Origin of the sequence: Gordonia liuliyuniae (assembly GCF_021739025.1) — a bacterium.
GTDB classification, from domain to species: domain Bacteria; phylum Actinomycetota; class Actinomycetes; order Mycobacteriales; family Mycobacteriaceae; genus Gordonia; species Gordonia liuliyuniae.
This window is the reverse complement of sequence record NZ_JAKKOT010000004.1, coordinates 255,419-277,323: the sequence shown is the minus strand read 5'-3', so window position 1 is coordinate 277,323 and position 21,905 is coordinate 255,419. Positions and strand designations below refer to the sequence as shown.

The window sequence follows — 21,905 nt, the reverse complement described above, 5'->3', positions numbered from 1 at the left end:
GGGGTGGGAACCATTGTGCTCTTCGGCGGACGCAGCGAGATCGGCGTCGCCACCGCAGTCAGGCTGGCCGCAGGCAATACGGTCGTGCTCGCGGCCAGACGACCGGACGATCTGGCCGTGGAGTCCAGGGTGTTGCAGGCCGCGGGCGCGACGCGGGTGCACACGGTCGCCTTCGACGCCGACGACGTGTCGTCGCACCCCGGTCTCATCGCGTCGATCGTCGCCGACCACGGGCCGATCGACGCGGCGATCATCGCGTTCGGCATTCTCGGCGACGCCGCGCGCGCCGAGACGGACGTCGAACACGCCCTCGCGATCGCCCACACCGACTATTACGCGCAGATCAGCGTCCTCACGCCCCTCGCGGTGGCGCTTCGCGAGCAGGGATCGGGCACCATCATCGTCTACTCGTCGATCGCCGGAGTCCGGGTCCGCAAGGGCAATTACGTCTACGGGTCGACCAAAGCCGGCCTCGACGGTTTCGCGAGCGGCCTTGCGGATGCGTTGCACGGCAGCGGCGTCCACCTGCTGTTGGCCCGCCCTGGTTTCGTCATCGGTGCGATGACCCGGGATCTGATGGCGTCCGGCGTCGAACCCGCGCCGATGTCGGTGACTGCCGATCAAGTCGCCGACGCGGTCGCGACCGCCTACCGCAAACGGCGTGGCGAGGTCTGGATCCCCGGCAGGCTGCGGGCGGTCGCGTTCGCGATGCGTTTCGTGCCGCGCGCGATCTGGCGACGGTTGTCGCGGTGAGCGCCGACGTCATCGTCGTCGGCGTCGGCGCCGACGGCTGGTCCGGGCTCGCCGCCGCCGCACAGGCCGAACTGTCGCGGGCCAGGATCGTCTACGGATCGATCCGGCAATTGCGCCTCCTGCCCGGTGAGGTCCGCGCCGATCGCGTGGTCTGGCGGAGCCCGATGAGTGCGCACCTGGCCGAACTCGCACGCTCGATTGACCCAGACTCGACCAACCCAGACTCGATTAACCCAGACTCGACGGCCGCGGGGGCGCCGATCCACGTGTTGGCCAGCGGCGACCCGATGTTCCACGGCGTGGGTGCCTCGCTCGTCCGCGCGTTCGGCGCTGAGCGCGTCCGGGTGATCCCGCACCCGTCGAGCGCATCCCTGGCCGCGGCACGTCTCGGCTGGGATCTCGCCCGCACCCGCGTCGTCAGCCTGGTGACCGCGCCCGTCGAGACACTTCTCGGCCATCTCACCGGCGGTGCGCGGACGCTCGTCCTCTCGCGAGACGCCGCGACCCCCGCCGACGTCGCAGATCTGTTGACCGCCGCCGGATTCGGCGCGTCGTCGATGACGGTGCTGTCCGACCTCGGCGCACGGACCGAACGCGTCGACAGCGGGCACGCCGCCACCTGGACGGGCACGCCGTCCCCACTCAACATCGTCGCCGTCGACTGTGTCGGGCCCGCACACAGTCGCGCGCCGGGACTCGACGACGACGAGTTCACCAATGACGGCCAGTTGACCAAGCGCCCGATCCGCGCGCTCACCGTCAGCGCGCTGCGGCCCGCCGACGGTCAAACCCTCTGGGACATCGGCGCAGGCGCCGGGAGCATCGGCATCGAATGGTTGCGGCTGGCCCAGACGGGCCGCGCCGTCGCCTTCGAGGCCGACCCGGCCCGAACATCGCACATCGTCGACAACGCGCGTAGGCACGGCGTCGCCGACCGACTGGAACTGCGCGGCGCCGCACCGGACGCATTGACCGACGCGCCGAGGCCGGACACCGTCTTCGTCGGCGGCGGACTGTCCGCCGACCTCCTCGAACGGGCATGGGCCGCACTGCCTACGGGGGGTCGGATCGTCGCCAACGCGGTCACGTTGCAGACCGAACGCCTCATCTCCGACGCGGCCGACCGGTGGGGAGGCGACCTGATGCGCGTCAGCGTCGAACGTGCTGCACCGCTTGGCCGTTCGACGGCGTGGCGGCCTGCACTTCCGATCGTCCAGTGGACGGCTGTCCGAACCGATGACGAAGGAATGCGATGACCGTCTACTTCATCGGGGCGGGCCCCGGAGCCGCAGACCTGATCACCGTGCGCGGCGCCGACCTCCTCGCACGATGCCAGACCTGCCTGTACGCGGGATCGCTCGTACCCAGAGAACTCCTCGACCGGCTGCCGGACGGGGCCGTCGCCGTCGACACCGCGACGATGCCGCTCACCCGGATCGTCGCCGAGATCGCTGCAGCCCACGCCGCCGGCCACGACGTCGCACGGCTGCATTCGGGCGACCTCGCGCTGTACTCGGCGCTCACCGAGCAGACTAAGCGGCTGCGCGACCTCGACATCCCGTACGAGTTGGTGCCCGGTGTTCCGGCGTTCGCAGCGGCCGCCGCGGCACTGGACGCCGAACTCACCGTGCCGGGCGTCGCGCAGAGCCTGCTCATCACCCGCGTGTCGACGCTGTCGACGAACATGCCGCCGGGGGAGGACCTCGCGTCGCTCGCACGCACCGGGGTGACGTTGGCGCTGCACCTCGCCGCGCACCGTACCGAGCAGATCGTCGCCGACCTCACGCCGCACTACGGCGCCGGCTGCCCGACCGCCACCGTCGCGTTCGCCTCGCGCGGCGATCAGCAGATCGTGCGAGCGCCACTCGCCGACCTTCCGCACTCATTGGCCGACGCCGGTATCACCAAGACCGCGGTCATCTTCGTCGGAGCCGCGCTCGACGGAGCCGCACATCCGGCTCTGGTGGACAGCTACCTGTACTCGCATGCCCGGATGAGCAAGCTGCGCACCGGTGCCGCCGATGCCTGACGTCCTCGTCCTGGGCGGCACCGGCGACGCGCGTGCCGTCGCCGCCGCGCTCGTCGACGACGGCGTCGACCTGGTGAGTTCACTGGCGGGCCGGGTGCAGAGTCCACGGTTGCCGGTCGGCGAGGTGCGGATCGGCGGGTTCGGCGGCCGGGACGGGCTCGCGGACTACCTTCGCGGGAACGGGGTCCGCGTCGTCGTCGATGCGACGCATCCGTTCGCCGCACGGATCACGCCGAACGCCGTGGCGGCGTGTGCGGCCGCCGGAGTGGCATACCTACGCGTGGCGCGCCCGGCGTGGGAGCCGGAACCGGCGGACCGCTGGACTCGTGTGCCGGACGTCAATGCGGCGGCGACCGTCGTCGCCGCACGCGGTGGCCGGGTCTTCCTCACCACCGGTCGCCAGGATGTTGGGGCGTTCGCCTGCGTCGACGACGCCTGGTTCCTGATCCGCGTCGTCGATGCGCCGGACACGGAGCTCCCGCCGCACCACGAGCTCCTGCGCTCGCGGGGACCGTACACGGTGGAGTCCGAGCGGGAGTTGTTGGAGCGGCACGCGATCGATCTGCTCGTGACGAAGAACAGCGGCGGGCCGCTGACCTCCGCGAAACTCCGTGCGGCCGCCGAACGGGGAATCGAGGTGGTCGTCGTCGACCGGCCGAGTGAGCCGACGTCGATCGAGACGGCGCCGAGCGCCGACGACGCGGCCGCGCGGGTACGGATGCTGCTGCAGCGCTATCGGCCGTAATGGCGGGGCGTGAACGCCAGGTCGCCGCCCGAGCGACGCGCCGCGACCGTCGACGACGAACCGATGATCACCAGGGTGCGCATGTCGACCGTCGACGGATCGAACTCGGCAGCGGTCGTCACGGACACGCGTTCGCCGTGGCCTCCGACGTCGCGCCCCTGGATCACGACGCGGTCCGCGGGGACGAGCTCGGCGAGGAGTTCCGTCAACCGGACGATCTGCTCGGTCCGCTTCGACGAGGCCGGGTTGTAGATCGCGACGGCGAGGTCCGCGGCGATCGCGTGGCGTAGTCGGTCCTCGATCACCGCACCGGGTTTGAGCAGGTCGGACAGTGAGATGACCGCGAAGTCGTGCCCCAACGGCGCACCGGCGGCGGCAGCGACGGCGTGCGCGGCGCTCACTCCCGGAACCACGCGGACGCGGACGTGCTGCCAGGCAGGTTCGGACGCCACCTCGGCCACCGCCGCCGCCATCGCGAACACGCCGGGGTCGCCGGATGAGACGACGACGACGCGGGCGCCGCGCGACGCGAGGTCCAGCGCGAACTCGGCGCGTTCGGCTTCGACCCGGTTGTCGCTGGCGTGCACGCGTTGCCCGGGCCGTGCGGCGACCCGCTTGAGGTAGGTGCGGTAGCCGATGAGGTCGGTCGCGGCGGCGAGCTCTGCGGACACCTGCGGCGTCGTCTGGTCCACCGGGCCGGGGCCCAGGCCGATGACGACCACTTCGCCGCCGCTCGACGTCTCGCCCGCGAACGGATTGTTGCGGCCGCCCGGCACGACGATCAGCGAGAAGTAGGGGACCGTCGCCGGGTCGACGTCGGCGACGCGTTCCACCCGCTGGCGATCGGTCGACGCACGCTCGACATACCACGCCTCGTCGAGCCGGCCGGCCGCCACGAGAGCGTCGCGGACCTTGACGAAGGTTCGACCGAGCTTCATCACGGCGAGCGCTTTGCCCGAACGGAAGCCGGCGACGAGCTCACCCGGCTCCGCCGTCCCGGGCAGCACCGTCAGGGTCTCCTCGCCCTCGACCAGCGGGATGCCGACGGCGGCCGATGCCGCGCTGACCGAGGTGACGCCCGGGATGATCTCGGCGTCGAACCGGTCGACGAGACGCTTGTGCATGTGCATGTACGAGCTGAAGAAGAGGGGATCGCCTTCGGCCAGCAGGACGACGTCGCGGCCGGCGTCCAGATGCTCGGCGAGTCGGGCCGCACTCGCGGTGTAGAAGTCGCTCATCGCGCCCGCATATCCGCCGGGGTGGTCGGTGGTCTCGACCGTCAGCGGATACATGAGTCGTTCGTGGGTCTGCCCGTCGCGCAGGTAGGGGCGCGCCACCGACAGCGCGATCGAGTTGCCGTGTCGCGCCGAGTGGAAGGCGATGACGTCGGCCGCACCGATGACGCGTGCGGCTTTGACCGTGACCAGTTCGCTGTCGCCGGGGCCGAGCCCGACACCCCACAGCTTGCCGCTCATTCGACGACGCTCGCGAGTGCGTTGAGGGCGGCGGCGGTGATCGCCGAACCACCGCGTCGACCGGTGACGGTGAGGTATTCGAGGTCGGTGCGCGCGGCGAGCGCGGCGCACGACTCGGCCGCTCCGATGAAGCCGACGGGGGCACCGATGATGGCTGCCGGGCGGGGCCAGCCCTCGTCGATCAGGTCGAGGAGCGCGAACAGTGCGGTCGGTGCATTGCCGATCGCGACGACCGAGTGCTCGAGGTCGTCCCGCCAGTACTGCAGCGCGGCAGCGGTTCGGGTGTTCCCCAGCTTCTCGGCGAGCTCGACGACGCCGGGTTCACGCAGGTGACAGCGCACGTCGTTGTCGGCGGGAAGGCGAGTCCGGGTGACGCCGGAGGCGACCATGTTCGTGTCGCACAGGATGGGGCCGCCCGACGCCAGCGCGGCGCGGGCCGCGGCGACCACACCCGGTGTCGCGACGACGTCGTCGGCCAGATCCGTCTGCCCGGACGCATGGATCATGCGTACGACGACGGGCTCGACGTCGGCCGGGAAACGGGCCAGATCCGACTCCGCTCGGATCGTTGCGAAGGACTGGCGGTAGATCTCCGCGCCATCACGGACGTAGTCGGTCATAGTGCGTTCGACAGTACTGAGTGGGTCGATGCGAAAGTCGTCGTGGGTCTCGGGTGGGCGCTAGCGTGCTGCGTCGCGGCGCTCGTGGACGTAGCCGTCGGACGATGCGAGCACTCGTACATGGGTGCGGGCCGGCGAGCCGCAGCCGCGCGCGCAGCCGACCCAGTGTTCCGGCGTTCGGGCGCCGACCTCCGAATCGAGGTCGGCGACCCGGCCGCGCAGATCGCCGCGGACGTCCGCGAGCGACTTCGCACAGCCCGACGAGCCGATGCACGCGGTGAGCGCGGTCCACGGAGATCTCGCGTCGAAGTCGAAACCGAGCGGGGCCAGGACACGGACCACCGCGTCGGCGACGGCGTCGTCGAGGTCTCCCACCAGGATCTCGCGTTCAGGGGTCACCGTGACCGGAGTCCCGATCGCTGCGACGTAGCGGGCCTGTTCGGCGGTCAGGCGACCGAACGGCACCACGGCGCCGACCGTCACCCGGCCGTCCGTCTGCGTGAACCAGCCCACTCGCGGCTCCCGATGTCGAGCCTGCGGCACCGCCGTGTCGCAGGCGCCCAGCCGCGCGTAGAGAGCGTCGGTCCGGTCGGCGTCGAGGTCGGCGACCCGCCACGCGCCGTCGGCGACTTCGACGAACACGGCGGCGGCGGCGACCATCGCTTCGGCGAGACCGGCAAGGCGCACGGGTTCGCCGACGGCACGACCACCGACGACGACCGCCGCACTGTCGCCGTCGAGCGCCACGCCGGTCACGTCGGTTCCGTGCGCCACGACATCGCCGCGACCGTCGTCGAGACCGAACCAGAAGCGTCCCGACAGCCCCGACGACCACGGGCGGTCGACGATCGCGGTGTGCAGCGCAGGCGCGACCGGACGCAGATCCGCTGTGCCGCCGACCCGGCCGGTGAGCGGCGACATCGCGATGTTCCGCACCCGGTCGTGCGCGGACCCGCGCACGAGGCCGGCTGCGGTCACCGCGGCGGCGAACTCCGGGACCCGACCGGTCGGGATCCCGCGCACCTGCAGGTTGCCGCGGACGGTGATCTCGATGCCGCCGTCGCCGAACTCGTCGGCCGCGTCGGCCATCGCCTCCAGAGCGGCCGCGCCGATGACGCCGCCCGGCACCCGGATTCGCGCCAGTTCGCCGTCGAGGGCGCTGTGCGTCGCGAAGACGCCGGGACAGCGGTCGGGGACGGGGCCGGACGCGGGTGAAGTCACCTCTCCACAGTAGGCCGCACCGCTGCCGATACTCTGATCGAGAACCAACGACGTGGAAGCCGGTGAGAAGCCGGCGCGGACGCGCCACTGTGAGGGCCGCAGGCTTGCGGCCCGAGCCAGACCCACGTCGTTCGACCGGGACAGCCGGTCGGTCCCAACGACGCCGGGCGCGCCAACCCGGCTAGGAGCGATCAGTGATCACGCTGCTGTCCACATCCGACACCGACCTGCGCACCGCCGCGACCTGTGGAGCCGACTACCGAGTCGCCAACCCGAGCCGCATTCTGCTCGACGAGATCGCGTCACTGGTCGACGGAGCCGATCTCGTCGTCGTCCGAATCCTCGGCGGGCGCCGCGCGTGGGAGGACGGCCTCGACGCTGTTCTCGCGCAGCCGATCCCGGTCGTGGTGCTCTCCGGTGAACTCAATCCCGACCCCGACCTCATGGCGCTGTCGACGGTGCCGACCGGGGTCGCCGCACAGGCCCACAGCTACTTCGTCGCAGGCGGCCACGCGAACCTCGCCGCCGTTCACGATTTCCTGTCCGACACGGTCCTGCTCACCGGTCTCGGGTTCGCGGCACCGGTGCAGACACCAGCCTGGGGTGTGCTCGAGCGGACGACCGCGCCCACCGCGCGGCCCGAACGCATTGGCGTCCTGTACTACCGCGCCCAGCACCTCGCCGGGAACACCGAATACGTCGACGTGCTCTGCACCGCGATCGAAAGCGCAGGCGCCGAGGCGGAGGCCGTGTTCTGTGCGTCGCTGCGGGCGGCTGACGACGACCTGATCGACCACCTCGGAACGTTCGACGCGTTGATCGTGACCGTGCTCGCGGCGGGCGGCACCCAGCCTGCCACGGCAGGTGCGGGCGGGGACGACGAGGCATGGAATGTCGAGCGTCTCGCCGCGCTCGACATCCCGATCCTGCAGGGGCTCTGTCTCACGTCGTCGCGGGAGGACTGGGCGTCGCAGGACGACGGTGTTTCGCCGCTCGACGTCGCGAGCCAGGTCGCCGTACCGGAGTTCGACGGCCGGATAATCACAGTCCCGTTCTCGTTCAAGGAGTTCGACGAGAACGGCCTACCGTTCTACGCGCCCGACGCCGAACGATGCGCGCGGGTGGCGGGCATTGCCGTCCGTCACGCGCGTCTCCGTCACCTGCCCGCGGCCGAACGGCGGGTCGCCTTGCTGCTGTCGGCGTACCCGACCAAGCACGCGCGGATCGGCAACGCCGTCGGCCTGGACACGCCCCGCAGCCTCGTCCACCTCCTCCGAGCCCTGGCCGATACCGGGTATCAGGTGACCGGCGACGTTCCCGGACTCGGTACGACTCCCGACGACGACGATCCCGACGCGTTGATGCACGCGCTCATCGACGCGGGCGGACAGGACCAGGACTGGCTCACCGAGGAGGCGCTCGCCGCCAACCCGATCCGGGTGTCGGCGGCCGACTACACGGCGTGGTTCCAGACGCTGTCCGACGGGTTGCGGGAGTCGGTGACCGGGCACTGGGGGCCGCCGCCGGGGGAACTGTTCGTCGACCGCACCCACAACGCCGACGGCGACATCGTCATCGCGGCGATGACGTTCGGGAACGTGGTCCTGCTGGTGCAGCCGCCGCGCGGATTCGGGGAGAACCCGGTCGCGATCTACCACGACCCCGACCTGCCGCCGAGCCACCACTATCTGGCGAGTTACTGCTGGCTCGCGTCCCGCAACGACGACGACGGTTGGGGATTCGGCGCTGACGCGATCGTGCACATCGGCAAGCACGGCAATCTCGAATGGCTGCCGGGAAAGACGCTCGGCATGTCAGCCGACTGCGGAACCGATGCCGCTGTCGGCGATCTGCCGCTGATCTACCCGTTCCTCGTCAACGATCCGGGCGAGGGCACCCAGGCGAAACGCCGTGCGCACGCGGTACTCGTCGACCACTTGATCCCGCCGATGGCGCGCGCCGAATCGTACGGGGACATCGAACGTCTCGAACAACTCCTGGACGAGCATGCGAACATCTCGGCTCTCGACCCGTCGAAGCTGCCTGCCATCCGGCAGCAGATCTGGACGTTGCTGACCGCCGCGAAGATGGACAGCGACCTCGGATTGGACCAGCGTCCCGACGAAGACGTGTTCGACGACATGCTGCTGCACGTCGACGGCTGGCTGTGCGAGATCAAGGACGCGGCGATCCGCGACGGCCTGCACGTCCTCGGACAGGCGCCGGACGCCGAGACCGAGGTCGACCTGGTGCTGGCGATGCTCCGGGCGCGGCAGATCTGGGGCGGATCTCAGACGCTTCCCGGTCTGCGTGAAGCGCTCGGCCTCGCCGAGAACGAGTCGGCACGCGGGGACGTCGACCGGGTCGAGGCGACGGCCCGCGGCCTGGTGTCCGCGTGCGCCGCAGGCGATTGGTCGGACGACGCCGTCGCCGCGGCATCCCACGGGCAGCCGGACCAGGTCGGGAAGATCCTGGCGTTCGCCGCCCACGAGGTGATTCCCCGACTGCGCCAGACCTCCCGCGAGATCGACCAGGTGCTCCACGCGCTCGACGGAGGGTTCATCGAAGCGGGTCCGAGCGGATCACCGCTGCGCGGGCTGATCAACGTGCTGCCCACCGGCCGCAACTTCTACTCGGTCGACCCGAAGGCCGTCCCGTCGCAACTCGCGTTCGAGACCGGTCGCGCGATGGCCGATTCGCTCGTCGAGCGATATGTCGACGATCACGGCGAGTTCCCCGCGTCGGTCGGCCTGTCGGTGTGGGGGACCAGCGCGATGCGCACCTCCGGCGACGATGTCGGCGAGATCCTCGCGCTGCTCGGCGTCGCACCGGTCTGGGACGAGATGTCGCGCCGCATCACCGGGCTCGAACTGGTGCCACTGGCCGAGCTCGGCCGTCCGCGCATCGACGTGACGATCCGGATCTCCGGGTTCTTCCGCGACGCGTTCTCACACGTGGTCACGATGCTCGACGACGCCGTCCGGCTCGCCGCGGACGCCGACGAACCCGACGACCGGAACTATGTGGCCGCGCACGCCCGGGCGGCCGTCGCCGACCACGGTGACGCCCGCCGCGCCACGACCCGCGTCTTCGGGTCCCGGCCCGGCACCTACGGTGCGGGCCTGTTGCAGTTGATCGACTCCAAACAGTGGCGGACCGACGAGGACCTCGCCGCCGTCTACACCGAGTGGGGCGGCTACGCCTACGGCCGCGACCTCGACGGGGTGGCCGCCGTCGACGACATGCGCGCCGCCTACCGGCGGATCGCCGTCGCCGCGAAGAACACCGACACCCGCGAACACGACATCGCCGACTCGGACGACTACTTCCAGTTCCACGGCGGCATGGTCGCCACCGTGCGCGCGCTGACCGGCGAGAATCCGGAGGCCTACATCGGTGACTCGACTCGGCCTGACTCGGTGCGCACCCGCACCCTGCACGAGGAGACGTCGCGAGTGTTCCGGGCGCGCGTGGTGAATCCACGGTGGCTCTCGGCGATGCGCCGTCACGGATACAAGGGCGCCTTCGAGATGGCGGCGACCGTCGACTACCTGTTCGGCTACGACGCGACGACCGACGTCGTCGCCGACTGGATGTATGAGCAGTTGACCGAGCAGTACGTCCTCGACGAGACGAACCGCGACTTCCTCGAGCAGGCCAACCCGTGGGCGTTGCACGGCATCTCCGAGCGGCTCCTCGAAGCGGTCGAGCGCGGCATGTGGCATGAGCCGCCCGCGGAACTCCTCGACCGGTTGCGGCAGGTGTACCTGGAAGCCGAAGGTGACATCGAAGGACGCTCCGAGGACTGACTCGTCCCAGTCGGGAACTCTTCGGGCAGGCCGGGCGTTGCACCAGTGAACACCACCTCGTGTATCGGAGAGTGACGAAGCAATGATCAGGCTCGCAATCGTGGCCTACCTCGTCGTGGAGATCGCGGCGTTCTGGGCGCTCACCCACTTCCTCAACTTCGGGTGGGCGCTGTTGATCACCGTCGGCGCGGCGGCCGTCGGGTTCGCAGTCCTCGGCCGACGTGCGCGGACACTCACCGCGGACCTGCGTCGGGCCGCACGCCGCGAACCGACCGACGCCCGACCGGCGGGCGACAGCGTCCTGTTCGCGGGCGCCGCACTGTTCACCGTCCTGCCCGGAGTCGTGTCCACCGTCGTCGGACTGCTCCTGATGACCCCGCCCGCGCGGAAGATCCTCCGGCCGGCCGTCGAAGCGGGCATGATGCGCCGCGCGTCGATCTTGGTCGCAGGTGTGCCCGGTGGGCGCGCGCCGGGCGGCCGGTACGTGGACGGGACCGTCGAGGGCAGCGTCGTCGACGAGACGTCGGACGTCGTCGACGTCACCGCGCGACGTCCCGACGGCTCGGTCTACATCGACTTGCCCGGCCTCCCCGAGCCGCCCACCGCCCGTCCCTGACACAATCGTCGTGTGACGACTCAACTGCTCCTCGGCGGGACGGTCTATTCCTCGCCCGCGGCCCCCGATGCCACCGCCCTCGCGATCACCGACGGAATCGTCGTGTGGGTCGGAACCGATGACGTGGGACGCGCTCTGCACCCGGACGCGGAGATCGTCGACCTGGGCGGGCATTTCGTGGCGCCCGCGTTCGTCGACTCGCACGTCCATCTGACCGACACCGGCCTGCGGCTCACCGGACTGGACCTGAGCGGGGCCACCAGCCGCTCCGACTGTCTGCAGCGGCTCGCCGCGCATCTGGAGACCTCTGACGACGCGATCGTCTGGGGGCTCGGGTGGGACTCGTCGACCTGGGACGGTTCGGACGCCGAAGGGCTGCCGCCGACGACGGCCGACCTCGACGCGGTGGCCGGGGACCGCCCCGTCTACCTGGCGCGCGTCGACGAGCATTCGGCCGCCGCGTCCAGCGCACTGCGCGAGCTCGTCCACGGCATCGAGGCTGCCACCGGGTTCGACCCGCAGACCCCGCTCGTGGCCGACGCCCACCACCGCGTCCGCGCCGCCGCACGTGCCCTCATCACCCCGGAGGCGCGGCGCCGAGCCCAACTGACCGCGCTCGACCACGCCGCGTCACGCGGGGTGGTCGTCGTCCACGAGAACGGCGGCCCCGACATCAGCGGCGTCGACGACTTCCGGTCGATCGCCGACCTCGACCATCCGGTGCAGGTCCGGCGCTATTGGGGGCAACCGGTCAGCACCCTCGAAGAGGCCAGAGCCGTGATGTCGGCGATGGGTGCCGACGCGATCGGCGGTGATCTGTTCGTCGACGGAGCGATCGGCTCGCGCACCGCGTGGCTGCGCGACGAGTACTCCGACGCCCCCGGTGAGTACGGCGTCAGCTACCTCGATGAGGAGACCATCGCGGCGCACCTGCGCGCGACGACCCTCGCCGGCGTGCAGGCGGGCTTCCACATGATCGGCGACGGGGCCGTCGCCGCCGTCGCCGCGGCGATGACCGCAGTCGCCGACGAACTCGGCACGGCTGCGCTCGCCCGGTGCGCCCACCGTCTGGAACACGCCGAGATGGTGACCGCCGACCAGGCCGAACTGTTCGCCCGGTGCGGAGTCATCGCATCGATGCAGCCGCTGTTCGACGACGAATGGGGCGGCGACGACGCCCTCTATATACACCGTCTCGGCGAACGCGCCGCGGCTCTCAACGACTTCGCCGGACTGGCCCGGGCAGGCGTCGCACTGGCGTTCTCGAGCGACGCCCCGGTCTGCGACATCGACCCGTGGGCGACCATCCGCGCCGCCGTCCACCACCACACCCCGACCAACGCCATCTCGCCACGAGCGGCGTTCGCCGCGTGCACACGCGGCGGATGGCGGGCAGGCGGAGTCAACGACGGCCTGACCGGAACGCTCGTGCCCGGTGCGCCGGCCCACTACGCGGTGTGGGACGCCGACGAATTGGTCGTCGCAGCCTCCCACCAGGGTGTCCAGCGCTGGTCGACGGATCCGCGGTCCCGGGTCCCCGCGTTGCCCGACGTCGCACCCGGCGCGCGTCTACCCGAGTGCGTCCGCACCGTGATCGGTGGCCAGACCGTGTACGAACGGCCGACTGCGTGAGTCTGCCCGCCTGGGCGTGGCGTCTGATCGGCGCTGCGGCCGGCGGTGGACTGATGTTCGCGGCGTTCCCGCCGCGCGACCTCTGGTTCCTTGCGCCGGTATCACTCGGCATCCTCTACGCGGTGCTGCGAGTGGGGCGCCCCCGCATCCGAGTCGGCGCGCTCACCGGCCTCGTGTACGGCCTGGTGTTCTTCGTCCCGCTGCTCCCGTGGATAGGTGAGTACGTCGGTCCGCTGCCGTGGCTCGCGCTTGCGGTGATCATGGCGCTCTATCTGGCCGCGTTCGGCGCCGTCGCCACGGTCACCATGCGCCTACGGTGGGCTCCGCTCTGGTTCGCCATCGCGTGGACGGGCGTCGAAGCCGTTCGCTCGTCCTTTCCGTTCGGCGGATTCCCGTGGGGGAGGGCGGCGTTCAGCCAGACATCGGGCCTGTTGCTGCCCACTGCCTCCGTCGTCGGAGTACCAGGCCTGTCGTTCCTCGTCGCGCTCGTCGGCGCGGGCGCGGCATCGCTCGTCCTCGCGGCAGCGGCGGCGCGCACGGGCTCCTGGTCGTGGCGGCGGGCGACCGCGGCGGCCGCGGCGCTGATCGTTCCGTTGATCGCCGGCGGCGTCCTGCTGGGCACCGGTGCGCCCGGAACGCACTCGACGTCCACGCTGGAGGTGGCGGCCGTTCAGGGCAACGTGCCGCGTTTGGGCCTCGACTTCAACGCGCAGCGGCGCGCAGTCCTCGACAACCACGTGAACGAGACGATGGAACTGGCCCGACAGGTGCAACGCGGTGAACGTCGCCGACCCGACCTCGTCCTGTGGCCGGAGAACGCCTCCGACATCCCGCCTCTGCAGAACGAGGACGCGGCAGCCGAGATCCGTACCGCGGTCACCATGGCCGGCGTCCCGATCACAGTCGGCACCCTCATGCCGAACGCTGATGGGCCGACCAACAGCGTCCTGCTGTGGGGGCTGACCGACGGGGTCGCCGACCAGATGCCGTCCGACCGGTACGACAAGCACATCATCCAGCCGTTCGGCGAATACCTGCCGTGGCGCGACTTCTTCCGCCACTTCTCCTCGTACGCCGACCGCGCAGGCAATTTCCAAGCCGGTACCGGCCCCGCGATCCTCACCGCCGACACCCCGAACGGGCAGGTGCGGGTCGGGGTGTCCACCTGTTGGGAGGTCGCCTTCGACCGCTCGCCGCGGCAGGCGGTGAACGACGGCGCACAGTTCCTGTACGTGCCGACCAATAACGCGACGTTCGGCCTCACCGACATGAGCAGCCAGCAGTTGGCGATGTCCCGGGTGCGTGCCGTCGAGACCGGACGGTCGGTCGCCGTGGTGTCGACCAGCGGTCTGAGTGCGCTGATCCGCCCGGACGGATCGATCATCACCGAGAGCGGGCTGTTCGAGCCGGCGATCCTGCAGAGCCCACTGGACCTGCGGGACGGGACCACCCCGGCCGTCTGGTTAGGCGCCTGGCCCGAGCGTGTGGCGCTGCTCGCGTTGCTCGCGGGATTTTTGTACGCGCTGTGCACAACGACTAGCCTCGAAATGTTCGCCGGTGGATCACGGCTCCGCTCGATCAGCGGGGGAACGAATCGACCGGTGGACGAGGACAGCGGTCGGCACGACACTGCCGCACGCACAGACGAAGGAGCACGATGAGCGGTACCGATCAGAACGTGGTCACTGAGCACGGTGGCCGGGCCCTCGTCGTCGTGCCGACGTTCAACGAGCGCGAGAACCTGCCGCTTATCGTCGAGCGACTGTTCTCCGCACTCACCGACATCCACCTCCTCGTCGTCGACGACTCAAGCCCCGACGGCACCGGCGAGGTCGCCGACCAGCTCGCACGCGAGGACTCTGCGGGCCGTATCCACGTCTTGCACCGCACCGCCAAAGACGGTCTCGGCAAGGCGTACCTCGCCGGATTCGCATGGGGACTCGGCCGCGACTACCGAGTGATCGTCGAGATGGACGCCGACGGTTCGCATGCACCCGAGCAACTGCATCGTCTGCTGGCCGGAATCAACGACGGCGCCGACCTCGTCATCGGTTCGCGCTACGTCCCCGGCGGCGCGCTCGTCAACTGGCCGAAGCGACGCGAGCTCCTGTCGAAGGGCGCCAACACGTATGCGCGTCTGGCTCTCGGCGCCAAGATCAACGACATCACCGCGGGCTACCGCGCGTTCCGTCGCGAAGTGCTTGAGAAGATCGGACTCGACGAGGTCGAGTCGGCGGGGTACTGCTTCCAGATCGATCTCGCCTGGCGCACCCTGCAGCATGGGTTCACTGTGCGCGAGGTCCCGATCACGTTCACCGAGCGAGCCATCGGCGAATCGAAGATGGACGGCGGCGTGATCGCCGAATCGTTCATCAGCGTGGCGCGCTGGGGGATTCAGGGACGCCTCGGCACACACCGCCGCTGACACACCGAAGGCCCCGGCGCGAGCCGGGGCCTTCGGAATGTGTTCTCTTACGCGGTTCCGCCGCGACGGCGCTGCTTGAGCAGGTCCAGTCGTTCGGCCAGAAGCACTTCGAGCTCCTCTTCCGAGCGACGCTCCAGCAGCATGTCCCAGTGGGTGCGCGGGGGCTTGCCCTTCTTCTCCTCGGGCTCGGCGCCTTCGAGAATGGTGCCTTCCATACCGTTCTTGCACGGCCACTTCGACGGGATCTCCGCGTCGTCGGCGAACGGGATGTCGAAGATCTCGCCATTGTCGGTGCGGTACTGGACGATCCGCCGCGGTGCGAGGTCGTGGTCGCGATCGGTCTCGTAGCTCACCGCTCCGAGTCGGCTACCGCGCAGTACTCGATCAGCCATTCATGGTTCCTCTCAACAGACAGTCGATCCCTAACAGTCTACGCGTCACCGCGCGTGGGCGCGCAGACGCGTCGTATCAAGCGAGTAACGTCCACGGAGTGTCATCGACGTCCCAACACAAGCGCCCCTACGCATGCGCGTGGTGTGGGCGACAGATGGTCGACTCCGTGTCAGGCCGCCGACGGAAGTATTGCAAGCGGTCCTGCCGCCAGCGGGCCTACGAACAGCGAACGCTCGTAGCGGGTACCGCTATTCCCGGCGACGCTCTGATCCTGTCCGCCGACGAGGCCGAATCGCTCGGCGACCGACTGTTCGCACTGCGGTGCGCGGCGCAAGACGTCCGGACCGCGATCGGTGAGATGGCCGATCCGGCGACGTTGCAGGAGATGGCCGACGAACTGGTGCGCCTCGCCGAAGAATCGGAGCGTCTGCGTTGATCGCGCGAGTATTCGGCGCGTCGTTCGTCGTCACGATCCTCGCGCTCGTCGTCGCATTCCTGTACGCGGGCTGGTCGGGAGTCGCGCTGTGCGCGATTCTCGGCATCCTCGAGATCTCCCTGTCGTTCGACAACGCCGTCATCAACGCGACCATCCTCGAACGCATGAGCCCGATGTGGCAGAAGATCTTCCTCACCGTCGGCATCCTCATCGCCGTCGTCGGCATGCGTCTGCTCTTTCCGCTCGTCATCGTGTGGGCCACCGCCGGCCTCAACCCGGTCGACGCCATGGATCTCGCGCTGAATCCGCCGGCCGACGGTGCCGCCACGTTCGCGGACGGATCGGCGAGCTACGAGACGCTGCTGACCGACGCCCATCCCCAGATCGCGGCATTCGGCGGCATGTTCTTGATCATGCTGTTCCTGGACTTCGTCTTCGACGACTCCGGCATCACCTGGCTCAGCCCGATCGAGGGGCCGCTCGGTCGCCTCGGGCGGCTTCCGGGCGCGTCGACCGTCGTCGCGCTGGCGGCTCTCGTCACCGCAGCCCAGTTCGCCGCCGACGACGCCACCGTGTCGGTGTTGACCGCAGGCATCCTCGGCCTGTTCACGTATCTGGTGGTCAACGGTCTGACCGGCCTCATCGAACAGGATGAACCCGACGATTCCGCCGGGCCGAGCGAAGCGGCCAAGGCCGTCGGCAAGGCTGGCCTGTTCCTGTTCCTGTACCTGGAGGTCCTGGACGCATCGTTCTCGTTCGACGGAGTCATCGGCGCCTTCGCGATCACCTCGGACCCGATCCTGATCGCGCTCGGACTCGGCTTCATCGGAGCCATGTTCGTCCGCTCGATCACCGTCTACATGGTCCGCGCCGGAACGCTGTCCGAATACCGGTACCTCGAACACGGCGCACACTGGGCGATCGGCGCGCTCGCCGTGATCATGCTGGTGAGCGTCGACGAGAACATCGAGGTGCCCGAGATCGTGACCGGCCTGATCGGCGTCGCGTTCATCGGTGCGGCGACCCTGTCGAGCATCTGGGCCAATCGCCGCGACGCGGCCCGTCAGTCGGCGAGTCCGGTCGCCGACTGACGGGGTCGCACTAGCCGATCTGTTCGTACACTTCACCGACGGGGCGGGCGAGCAGCCGGTCGGTCATCTCACGTTTGAGGACCCGCAGATGCGCGTCCTCGTCGGCAGAGCGGTCCACTTTGGCGCCGAGCGCGATGAACTCGTCGGTGACGAGGCCGTCGTCGCGCAACTGCAGCAGGACGGTGCGCCCGTCGTAGGAGAACTCCCACACGTACCGGGCCAGCGTGGTGCCGCGTTCGGGCTTCGCCAGGTCCGGGTCCACCACGAACCGGTCGCCGGTGACCGCCCGCAACACCATTTCGATGGCGTCCCGGCCGCCCGGTCCCGGGAACGCGGTCCTCACCTGCACGCGCCGACGCTCGACGTCGCCGAACAGCGCGACAGCGTGCTGCAGTGCGCAGAATCCGTGCGCGACACCGCCGGGGAAGGTGGGCCCGTGGTACTTCATCACGTCGTCGACGGCCAGCTCGATCGGCGTTCCATCCTCGTACACGGTCAACATCTGATCTCTCATCCTCTCGTCGCCCAGTGCAGGGCGGAATACAGCATCTGGGTGGCACCGGGCATGAACCCGGAGCCGTGGTGGTAGACGGGATCCATCGTGGTCACCAGCAGCCGACCTGCGGTGGTGTTCTCGTCGACGTAGAGAATGGATCCGTCCCGTTCACCGTCCTCGGTGTGCAGGTCGACGAGGCTGACCGCGCCCGCCGGCGGCTCGAGAACCCCGTGGTAGTGCCAGATCACGGACTTCTCGGAGAAGAACTGCCACGCGGCATGCTCCGGGTGCTGGGTGCGGAGACGATGATCCTCGCCGGTCCGCCACCACCAGAAGACGGTCGGTCGGGGCTGTTCGCGGACACCGGGAAGCCAGTCGCCGACATGGTTCTCGCCGAACGCGACGACCGTCGCGCCGCGTGCGAGCGCTGCGGAGATCTCGCTCGCCCAGGCGGTCAGCAGATCCGGTCGCAGGCGATCGGCCACCACGAGCACGTCCGCGTCCCGCACCGCGTCGGGGCGATCGGTCCGCACATGCATCGGTGCAAGGCGGTACGGCGCGAGAGCCGGATCGGCGAGCGTCGCGAGGTGGCTGTGACTGCCCCCATGCAGGAATGCGATTCGCGTCATCGGCCCTCCAACCATTCGATGATCTGTGTTCGCAGGGCGGCGGTGCCGCGGTGTTCGCCCGCGAACTGCAGTAGATCGTTTCCGCCGTGCACGAGCACCCGGCCCGCGCCGATCGGGTACTCGTAGTCGATCGGGGCCGCGGTGCGGCCGATCGTGTGGACCACTCGCGCCTCGTCTGGCAAGTCGAGATAACAGCCGCGTCCATAGAACCCGGCCACGCCGATCTGTTCCAGCTCGTCGAACGGGACCGGGCCGGTGCGGCCGCTGTTGTACAGCAACGCCTTCGGATCGACACCCGAGAACACCGGGTGGTCGCACACTCTGTTGAGGGCGAGGTCGGCCGGCGACCGGAAGTCGAGTCTGCGCCAGCGGCTCAGTCCGTCGAGGAAGATCCGCTGCACGTGGCCGTTGACGAGCATCCGACCGCCGTCGCGCACGTACGCAGTCAAGTCGTCGCGGTGTGCGGCGAGGAACTCCTGGTCGACGTCGCCGGTCAGGTAGACGCCGGTCGTCTCCGGTGTGCACGCCCCGAGAAGGTCGTACACGTCCACCTCGTGGAAGCCGTCGACGAGTTCGCCCTGGCGCGGCGCCATCATCGCCTTCAGAACACTCATGCCACTCCTCGCCCGAAGTCGGGCACGGTCAATCGTCGGATCGCGCTCGGGGTCGTGACGTCGGCGGTGACGATCGGGACGCCGTACATCTCGCTGAGCAGTTCGTCGGTGAGCAGTTCACGGGTGGGGCCGACGCGTTGGTCGGCGCCGGACACCATGAGCATGGACCGCTCGGCGATGTGCAGGGCGTGGTCGGGATGGTGCGTCGTCATGATCACCGACATGCCTTCGTCCGCGAGTGCGCGGAGCACCGTCAGAACGCCTGCCTGGTTCCGCAGGTCGAGCGCGGAAGCAGGCTCGTCGAGGACGATGGTGTCGCATTCGGACACCAGTGCCCGTGCGATGAGGACCAGCTGCCGCTCGCCGCCGCTGAGCCCCGTGTAGTCGCGTTCGGCGAGGTGCTCGGCGCCCACGCGCACCAGTGCCTCTTCGGCGGCTCGGCGGTCGGCCGCCGTCGGCGCGCTGTAGAGCCGCACCTTGCGGGCACGACCCATCAGGACGATGTCGAGCACGCTGAACGAGAACACCACCGAATGGCTCTGCGGAACGTATCCGACGCTCCCGGTCGTGGCAACCGATCCGGACACCGGCCGCAGCAGACCCGACAGACATTTGAGCATCGTCGTCTTTCCACGCGCGTTCGGCCCGAGTACGGCGAGTACTTCCCCCGCGTGTGCGGCCACCGAGACGTCCTGGAAGATCCAGGGGCGGCCGGCGGCGTACCGGAACGAGATCGAGTGCGCTTCAAGCAATGGCATTCCCTTAGACATGGGAACCCCCTTAGACATGGGAGCCCCACAGTCTGGACCGGTTCCGAATCAGGAGCAGGACGAAGAACGGGGCACCGACGAGTGCGGTCAGGATGCCGATCGGGATCTCCGTGCTCGTGGCCGAGCGGGCGATCGTGTCGATCACCGTCAGGTAGGTGGCGCCGAGCAACACGCTGATCGGCAGGACCCGGCGGTTGTCGGTGCCGACCATCATGCGGACCAGGTGTGGGACGACGAGCCCGACCCACCCGACGACGCCTGCGACGGCGACCGATCCGGCGGTGATGAGCGCGACGCCGACGAGGAGGACTGCCCGGAGCACGCCCGGCCGCAGCCCCATCGCGGTGGCGTCCTCGTCGCCCATCGACAGGATGTTGAGTCGCCACCGCAGCGCGAGCATCACCGTGCCGGCGATGATGATCGGGACCGCTGCGATCATCAACTTGGTGTAGGTGGCCGACCCCAGTGATCCCATGAGCCAGAACACGATCGACGGCATCTCGCTGTACGGGTCAGCGATGTACGTGATGAAGGAGACGAGCGCCTGGAACATCGCGCCGACGACGGTGCCGCCGAGGATGATCATCAGCAGCGGCGCACCCGGCACAGCTCGGGCGATGGCGAGCACCAGCAGAAGGGCGGCGATGCCGCCGAAGAAGGCTCCGCCGACCAACGCGGCACCGCCGGCCCCGGTGAGCAGGATGAGCACGCCGCCGAACGACGCACCCGACGAGACGCCGAGCATCTGCGCGCTGGCGAGCGGATTCCGGAACACACCTTGCATCACGGCACCGGTGAGTGCGAGGCCTCCGCCGATCAGGATCGACAGGAGAACGCGGGGGAGTCGGACGTCAATGACGGTCGAATACTCCTGCGGGTACCACGTCTGTTCGATCGGGAGCACCTGTCCTAGGAGGATTCTGACGATCTCGTTGACCGGGACGAAGTAGCGGCCGATGGCGAGCGAGCCGATCGCTACCACGATGAGGACAGCGGTGAACGTGAGAATCAGCAGGACGTTGGCTTCGGACAACCGGCGACGTACGGGGGCTTCGGGCGCCGGCGCCGGTGCGAGGTCAGCGGCGGAACTGGTCATAATCTGCCGCATCGCCGTTCATGTCGAGTCGGAGCACCTGGTCGATCTCGTCCTCGGAGATGTCGTAGGCGAACAGATCGTCGAACGCGTCGCGCATCTGTGTGCGCAGTTCACCGTTGCGTTCGGTGGGGTAGAGGATCTGGTTCATCCACTGCCACATCAACGGTGACTCAGCACTCGGCACCTGCCAGCGGTAGCCGCCGAGGGGTGTCTTGTAGACGCGCTTGTTCTTCACGGCACTGGTGCCCGCGAGTCGCGAGTCGGCGTAGATATCGGCGGGCGTGCTCGTGTCGAAACCGCTGAGCATGATCACCTCGGGGTTCCACGCGAGGATCTGTTCGGCGTTGACCTGGCCAGAATCGGAGACGAAGCCGTCGGTCACCAGGTCGGCGCCGACCAGGTCGAACTGGAAACCGTCGTAGCCGTCGGCAGTCGTCGTGCTATACGTATCACCGGTCTTCGACAGGATCATCGCTCGCGGGCGCTCGCCGCTCTGCTTCGCGACGCGGTCGCGCATCTTCGCGATCTCGGCGTGTTGCCAGTCGACGAGTTCGGTGCCGCGTTCGGGTTTGCCTGCGATCTGTGCGAACAGGGTGATCCAGTTCTCGAGGTCTTCCTGGGTCCCGTACTCGAGACCGACAACCGGCATCCCCGCGGAGTCGATCGGTTCGGTGACCCCGGTGCCGCGGTCGCCCCACTGCACCACCACGTCGGGGTCTAGTTGCAGCAGGGTCTCGACGTTGGGCACGAAGTCGTTTCCGGCGACGACGGGCGACTCTGCCGACGCGGGGAACATCGTCGCGAACATGCCTCCTCGGTTCGCGGTCAGCGTCGACTCGTTGATGCCGACGATGCGGTCATAGCTTCGGTCGACGGCGGCGAAGATCGCGGGCGCAGGCATCACGGTGAACGCCACCTTGTCGGCGGGACCGTCGAGCGTGATCGTCTGGCCACGTTGATCGACGATCGTGAGGGCCGATGGACCGGCCGAATCGTCGGTGGTCACAGCGTCGCGGCTGGAGCATCCCGCAGTCAGTGCCATGGCCGCGATCATG

General features: G+C 69.2%; 21 protein-coding genes. 11 read left to right on the top strand and 10 right to left on the bottom strand.

From position 1 onward, the window contains the following. Positions 1-3 precede the first annotated feature (3 nt). From dprE2 to L5G28_RS10525, 4 genes are read left to right on the top strand one after another with little or no spacing between them, the layout of a single operon-like run. Positions 4-753 carry a decaprenylphospho-beta-D-erythro-pentofuranosid-2-ulose 2-reductase gene (dprE2, locus tag L5G28_RS10540; protein ID WP_237001506.1) on the top strand — a complete coding sequence of 250 codons (750 nt, stop codon included), beginning with the start codon at positions 4-6 and terminating at the stop codon, positions 751-753. Then, complete coding sequence (cbiE, locus tag L5G28_RS10535; protein ID WP_237001505.1) at positions 750-2,009, top strand: precorrin-6y C5,15-methyltransferase (decarboxylating) subunit CbiE; 1,260 nt, start codon at positions 750-752, stop codon at positions 2,007-2,009. Before dprE2 ends, cbiE begins: the two co-directional genes overlap by 4 nt. Next, positions 2,006-2,782, top strand: a complete 777-nt coding sequence (locus L5G28_RS10530) for a cobalt-precorrin-4/precorrin-4 C(11)-methyltransferase (RefSeq protein WP_237001504.1) — start codon at positions 2,006-2,008, stop codon at positions 2,780-2,782. Before cbiE ends, L5G28_RS10530 begins: the two co-directional genes overlap by 4 nt. Continuing rightward, positions 2,775-3,527 carry a cobalt-precorrin-6A reductase gene (locus tag L5G28_RS10525; protein ID WP_237001503.1) on the top strand — a complete coding sequence of 251 codons (753 nt, stop codon included), beginning with the start codon at positions 2,775-2,777 and terminating at the stop codon, positions 3,525-3,527. Before L5G28_RS10530 ends, L5G28_RS10525 begins: the two co-directional genes overlap by 8 nt. Here the strand turns inward: L5G28_RS10525 and L5G28_RS10520 are convergent. From L5G28_RS10520 to cobG, 3 genes are read right to left on the bottom strand one after another with little or no spacing between them, the layout of a single operon-like run. Continuing rightward, positions 3,515-5,002, bottom strand: a complete 1,488-nt coding sequence (locus L5G28_RS10520) for a precorrin-2 C(20)-methyltransferase (protein ID WP_237001502.1) — start codon at positions 5,000-5,002, stop codon at positions 3,515-3,517. The two genes, L5G28_RS10525 and L5G28_RS10520, sit on opposite strands and share 13 nt — an antisense overlap. Next, positions 4,999-5,622 (bottom strand): precorrin-8X methylmutase, encoded by a 624-nt coding sequence (locus L5G28_RS10515; RefSeq protein ID WP_237001501.1) that lies wholly within the window; start codon positions 5,620-5,622, stop codon positions 4,999-5,001. Before L5G28_RS10515 ends, L5G28_RS10520 begins: the two co-directional genes overlap by 4 nt. Before the next feature lie 60 nt (positions 5,623-5,682). Beyond that, positions 5,683-6,843 (bottom strand): precorrin-3B synthase, encoded by a 1,161-nt coding sequence (gene cobG, locus L5G28_RS10510; RefSeq protein ID WP_237001500.1) that lies wholly within the window; start codon positions 6,841-6,843, stop codon positions 5,683-5,685. A 194-nt stretch (positions 6,844-7,037) separates the two neighbouring features. Here cobG and cobN point away from each other — a divergent pair, with 194 nt between their 5' ends. The 5 genes from cobN to L5G28_RS10485 all read left to right on the top strand — a co-directional run bounded on the left by cobN (position 7,038) and on the right by L5G28_RS10485 (position 15,325). After that, on the top strand, positions 7,038-10,652 hold the full coding sequence (cobN, locus tag L5G28_RS10505; protein ID WP_237001499.1) for a cobaltochelatase subunit CobN: 3,615 nt from the start codon (positions 7,038-7,040) through the stop codon (positions 10,650-10,652). An 82-nt stretch (positions 10,653-10,734) separates the two neighbouring features. Then, a complete protein-coding gene (locus L5G28_RS10500; RefSeq protein WP_237001498.1) occupies positions 10,735-11,268 on the top strand; it encodes an FxsA family protein in 534 nt (177 codons plus the stop codon). 12 nt (positions 11,269-11,280) lie between these two features. Continuing rightward, positions 11,281-12,900 (top strand): amidohydrolase, encoded by a 1,620-nt coding sequence (locus L5G28_RS10495; protein WP_237001497.1) that lies wholly within the window; start codon positions 11,281-11,283, stop codon positions 12,898-12,900. 53 nt (positions 12,901-12,953) lie between these two features. Further along, positions 12,954-14,561, top strand: a complete 1,608-nt coding sequence (gene lnt / locus L5G28_RS10490) for an apolipoprotein N-acyltransferase (RefSeq protein WP_237001562.1) — start codon at positions 12,954-12,956, stop codon at positions 14,559-14,561. Further along, a complete protein-coding gene (locus tag L5G28_RS10485; protein WP_237001496.1) occupies positions 14,558-15,325 on the top strand; it encodes a polyprenol monophosphomannose synthase in 768 nt (255 codons plus the stop codon). The genes lnt and L5G28_RS10485 overlap by 4 nt, the downstream gene beginning before the upstream one ends. Before the next feature lie 47 nt (positions 15,326-15,372). On the opposite strand, the gene L5G28_RS10480 is transcribed toward L5G28_RS10485, so the two are convergent. Next, positions 15,373-15,717 carry an RNA polymerase-binding protein RbpA gene (locus tag L5G28_RS10480; RefSeq protein ID WP_008376263.1) on the bottom strand — a complete coding sequence of 115 codons (345 nt, stop codon included), beginning with the start codon at positions 15,715-15,717 and terminating at the stop codon, positions 15,373-15,375. A gap of 155 nt (positions 15,718-15,872) precedes the next feature. On the opposite strand from L5G28_RS10480, the gene L5G28_RS10475 reads away from it, so the two are divergent. Then, positions 15,873-16,154 (top strand): hypothetical protein, encoded by a 282-nt coding sequence (locus L5G28_RS10475; RefSeq protein ID WP_237001495.1) that lies wholly within the window; start codon positions 15,873-15,875, stop codon positions 16,152-16,154. Continuing rightward, positions 16,151-17,245 (top strand): DUF475 domain-containing protein, encoded by a 1,095-nt coding sequence (locus L5G28_RS10470; RefSeq protein WP_237001494.1) that lies wholly within the window; start codon positions 16,151-16,153, stop codon positions 17,243-17,245. The genes L5G28_RS10475 and L5G28_RS10470 overlap by 4 nt, the downstream gene beginning before the upstream one ends. A gap of 10 nt (positions 17,246-17,255) precedes the next feature. Here the strand turns inward: L5G28_RS10470 and L5G28_RS10465 are convergent, their stop codons facing one another. The 6 genes from L5G28_RS10465 to L5G28_RS10440 are packed head-to-tail and all read right to left on the bottom strand — an operon-like array spanning position 17,256 to position 21,892. Then, the gene (locus L5G28_RS10465; RefSeq protein WP_237001493.1) at positions 17,256-17,759 is read right to left on the bottom strand and encodes a hypothetical protein; all 504 of its coding nucleotides are present in this window, start codon (positions 17,757-17,759) and stop codon (positions 17,256-17,258) included. Then, positions 17,756-18,370 carry a hypothetical protein gene (locus L5G28_RS10460; RefSeq protein ID WP_237001492.1) on the bottom strand — a complete coding sequence of 205 codons (615 nt, stop codon included), beginning with the start codon at positions 18,368-18,370 and terminating at the stop codon, positions 17,756-17,758. The genes L5G28_RS10465 and L5G28_RS10460 overlap by 4 nt, the downstream gene beginning before the upstream one ends. Continuing rightward, on the bottom strand, positions 18,367-18,984 hold the full coding sequence (locus L5G28_RS10455; protein ID WP_237001491.1) for a hypothetical protein: 618 nt from the start codon (positions 18,982-18,984) through the stop codon (positions 18,367-18,369). The genes L5G28_RS10460 and L5G28_RS10455 overlap by 4 nt, the downstream gene beginning before the upstream one ends. Continuing rightward, positions 18,981-19,754 (bottom strand): ABC transporter ATP-binding protein, encoded by a 774-nt coding sequence (locus L5G28_RS10450; RefSeq protein WP_237001490.1) that lies wholly within the window; start codon positions 19,752-19,754, stop codon positions 18,981-18,983. Before L5G28_RS10450 ends, L5G28_RS10455 begins: the two co-directional genes overlap by 4 nt. Positions 19,755-19,764: 10 nt before the next feature. Beyond that, positions 19,765-20,850 (bottom strand): FecCD family ABC transporter permease, encoded by a 1,086-nt coding sequence (locus L5G28_RS10445; protein ID WP_237001489.1) that lies wholly within the window; start codon positions 20,848-20,850, stop codon positions 19,765-19,767. Then, on the bottom strand, positions 20,831-21,892 hold the full coding sequence (locus L5G28_RS10440; RefSeq protein WP_237001488.1) for an ABC transporter substrate-binding protein: 1,062 nt from the start codon (positions 21,890-21,892) through the stop codon (positions 20,831-20,833). The genes L5G28_RS10445 and L5G28_RS10440 overlap by 20 nt, the downstream gene beginning before the upstream one ends. Between the last annotated feature and the right edge of the window lie 13 nt (positions 21,893-21,905).

Excerpts from the sequence above, each read along its gene's own strand:
- L5G28_RS10460 (WP_237001492.1), bottom strand. The coding sequence starts at position 18,370 with ATGACGCGAATCGCATTCCTGCATGGGGGCAGTCACAGCCACCTCGCG.
- L5G28_RS10455 (WP_237001491.1), bottom strand. The coding sequence starts at position 18,984 with ATGAGTGTTCTGAAGGCGATGATGGCGCCGCGCCAGGGCGAACTCGTC.
- L5G28_RS10440 (WP_237001488.1), bottom strand. The coding sequence starts at position 21,892 with ATGGCACTGACTGCGGGATGCTCCAGCCGCGACGCTGTGACCACCGAC.
- L5G28_RS10475 (WP_237001495.1), top strand. The coding sequence starts at position 15,873 with ATGGTCGACTCCGTGTCAGGCCGCCGACGGAAGTATTGCAAGCGGTCC.
- L5G28_RS10480 (WP_008376263.1), bottom strand. The coding sequence starts at position 15,717 with ATGGCTGATCGAGTACTGCGCGGTAGCCGACTCGGAGCGGTGAGCTAC.
- L5G28_RS10445 (WP_237001489.1), bottom strand. The coding sequence starts at position 20,850 with ATGACCAGTTCCGCCGCTGACCTCGCACCGGCGCCGGCGCCCGAAGCC.
- L5G28_RS10450 (WP_237001490.1), bottom strand. The coding sequence starts at position 19,754 with ATGTCTAAGGGAATGCCATTGCTTGAAGCGCACTCGATCTCGTTCCGG.
- L5G28_RS10465 (WP_237001493.1), bottom strand. The coding sequence starts at position 17,759 with ATGAGAGATCAGATGTTGACCGTGTACGAGGATGGAACGCCGATCGAG.
- L5G28_RS10525 (WP_237001503.1), top strand. The coding sequence starts at position 2,775 with ATGCCTGACGTCCTCGTCCTGGGCGGCACCGGCGACGCGCGTGCCGTC.
- L5G28_RS10520 (WP_237001502.1), bottom strand. The coding sequence starts at position 5,002 with ATGAGCGGCAAGCTGTGGGGTGTCGGGCTCGGCCCCGGCGACAGCGAA.
- L5G28_RS10515 (WP_237001501.1), bottom strand. The coding sequence starts at position 5,622 with ATGACCGACTACGTCCGTGATGGCGCGGAGATCTACCGCCAGTCCTTC.
- L5G28_RS10485 (WP_237001496.1), top strand. The coding sequence starts at position 14,558 with ATGAGCGGTACCGATCAGAACGTGGTCACTGAGCACGGTGGCCGGGCC.
- lnt (WP_237001562.1), top strand. The coding sequence starts at position 12,954 with ATGTTCGCGGCGTTCCCGCCGCGCGACCTCTGGTTCCTTGCGCCGGTA.
- L5G28_RS10530 (WP_237001504.1), top strand. The coding sequence starts at position 2,006 with ATGACCGTCTACTTCATCGGGGCGGGCCCCGGAGCCGCAGACCTGATC.
- L5G28_RS10500 (WP_237001498.1), top strand. The coding sequence starts at position 10,735 with ATGATCAGGCTCGCAATCGTGGCCTACCTCGTCGTGGAGATCGCGGCG.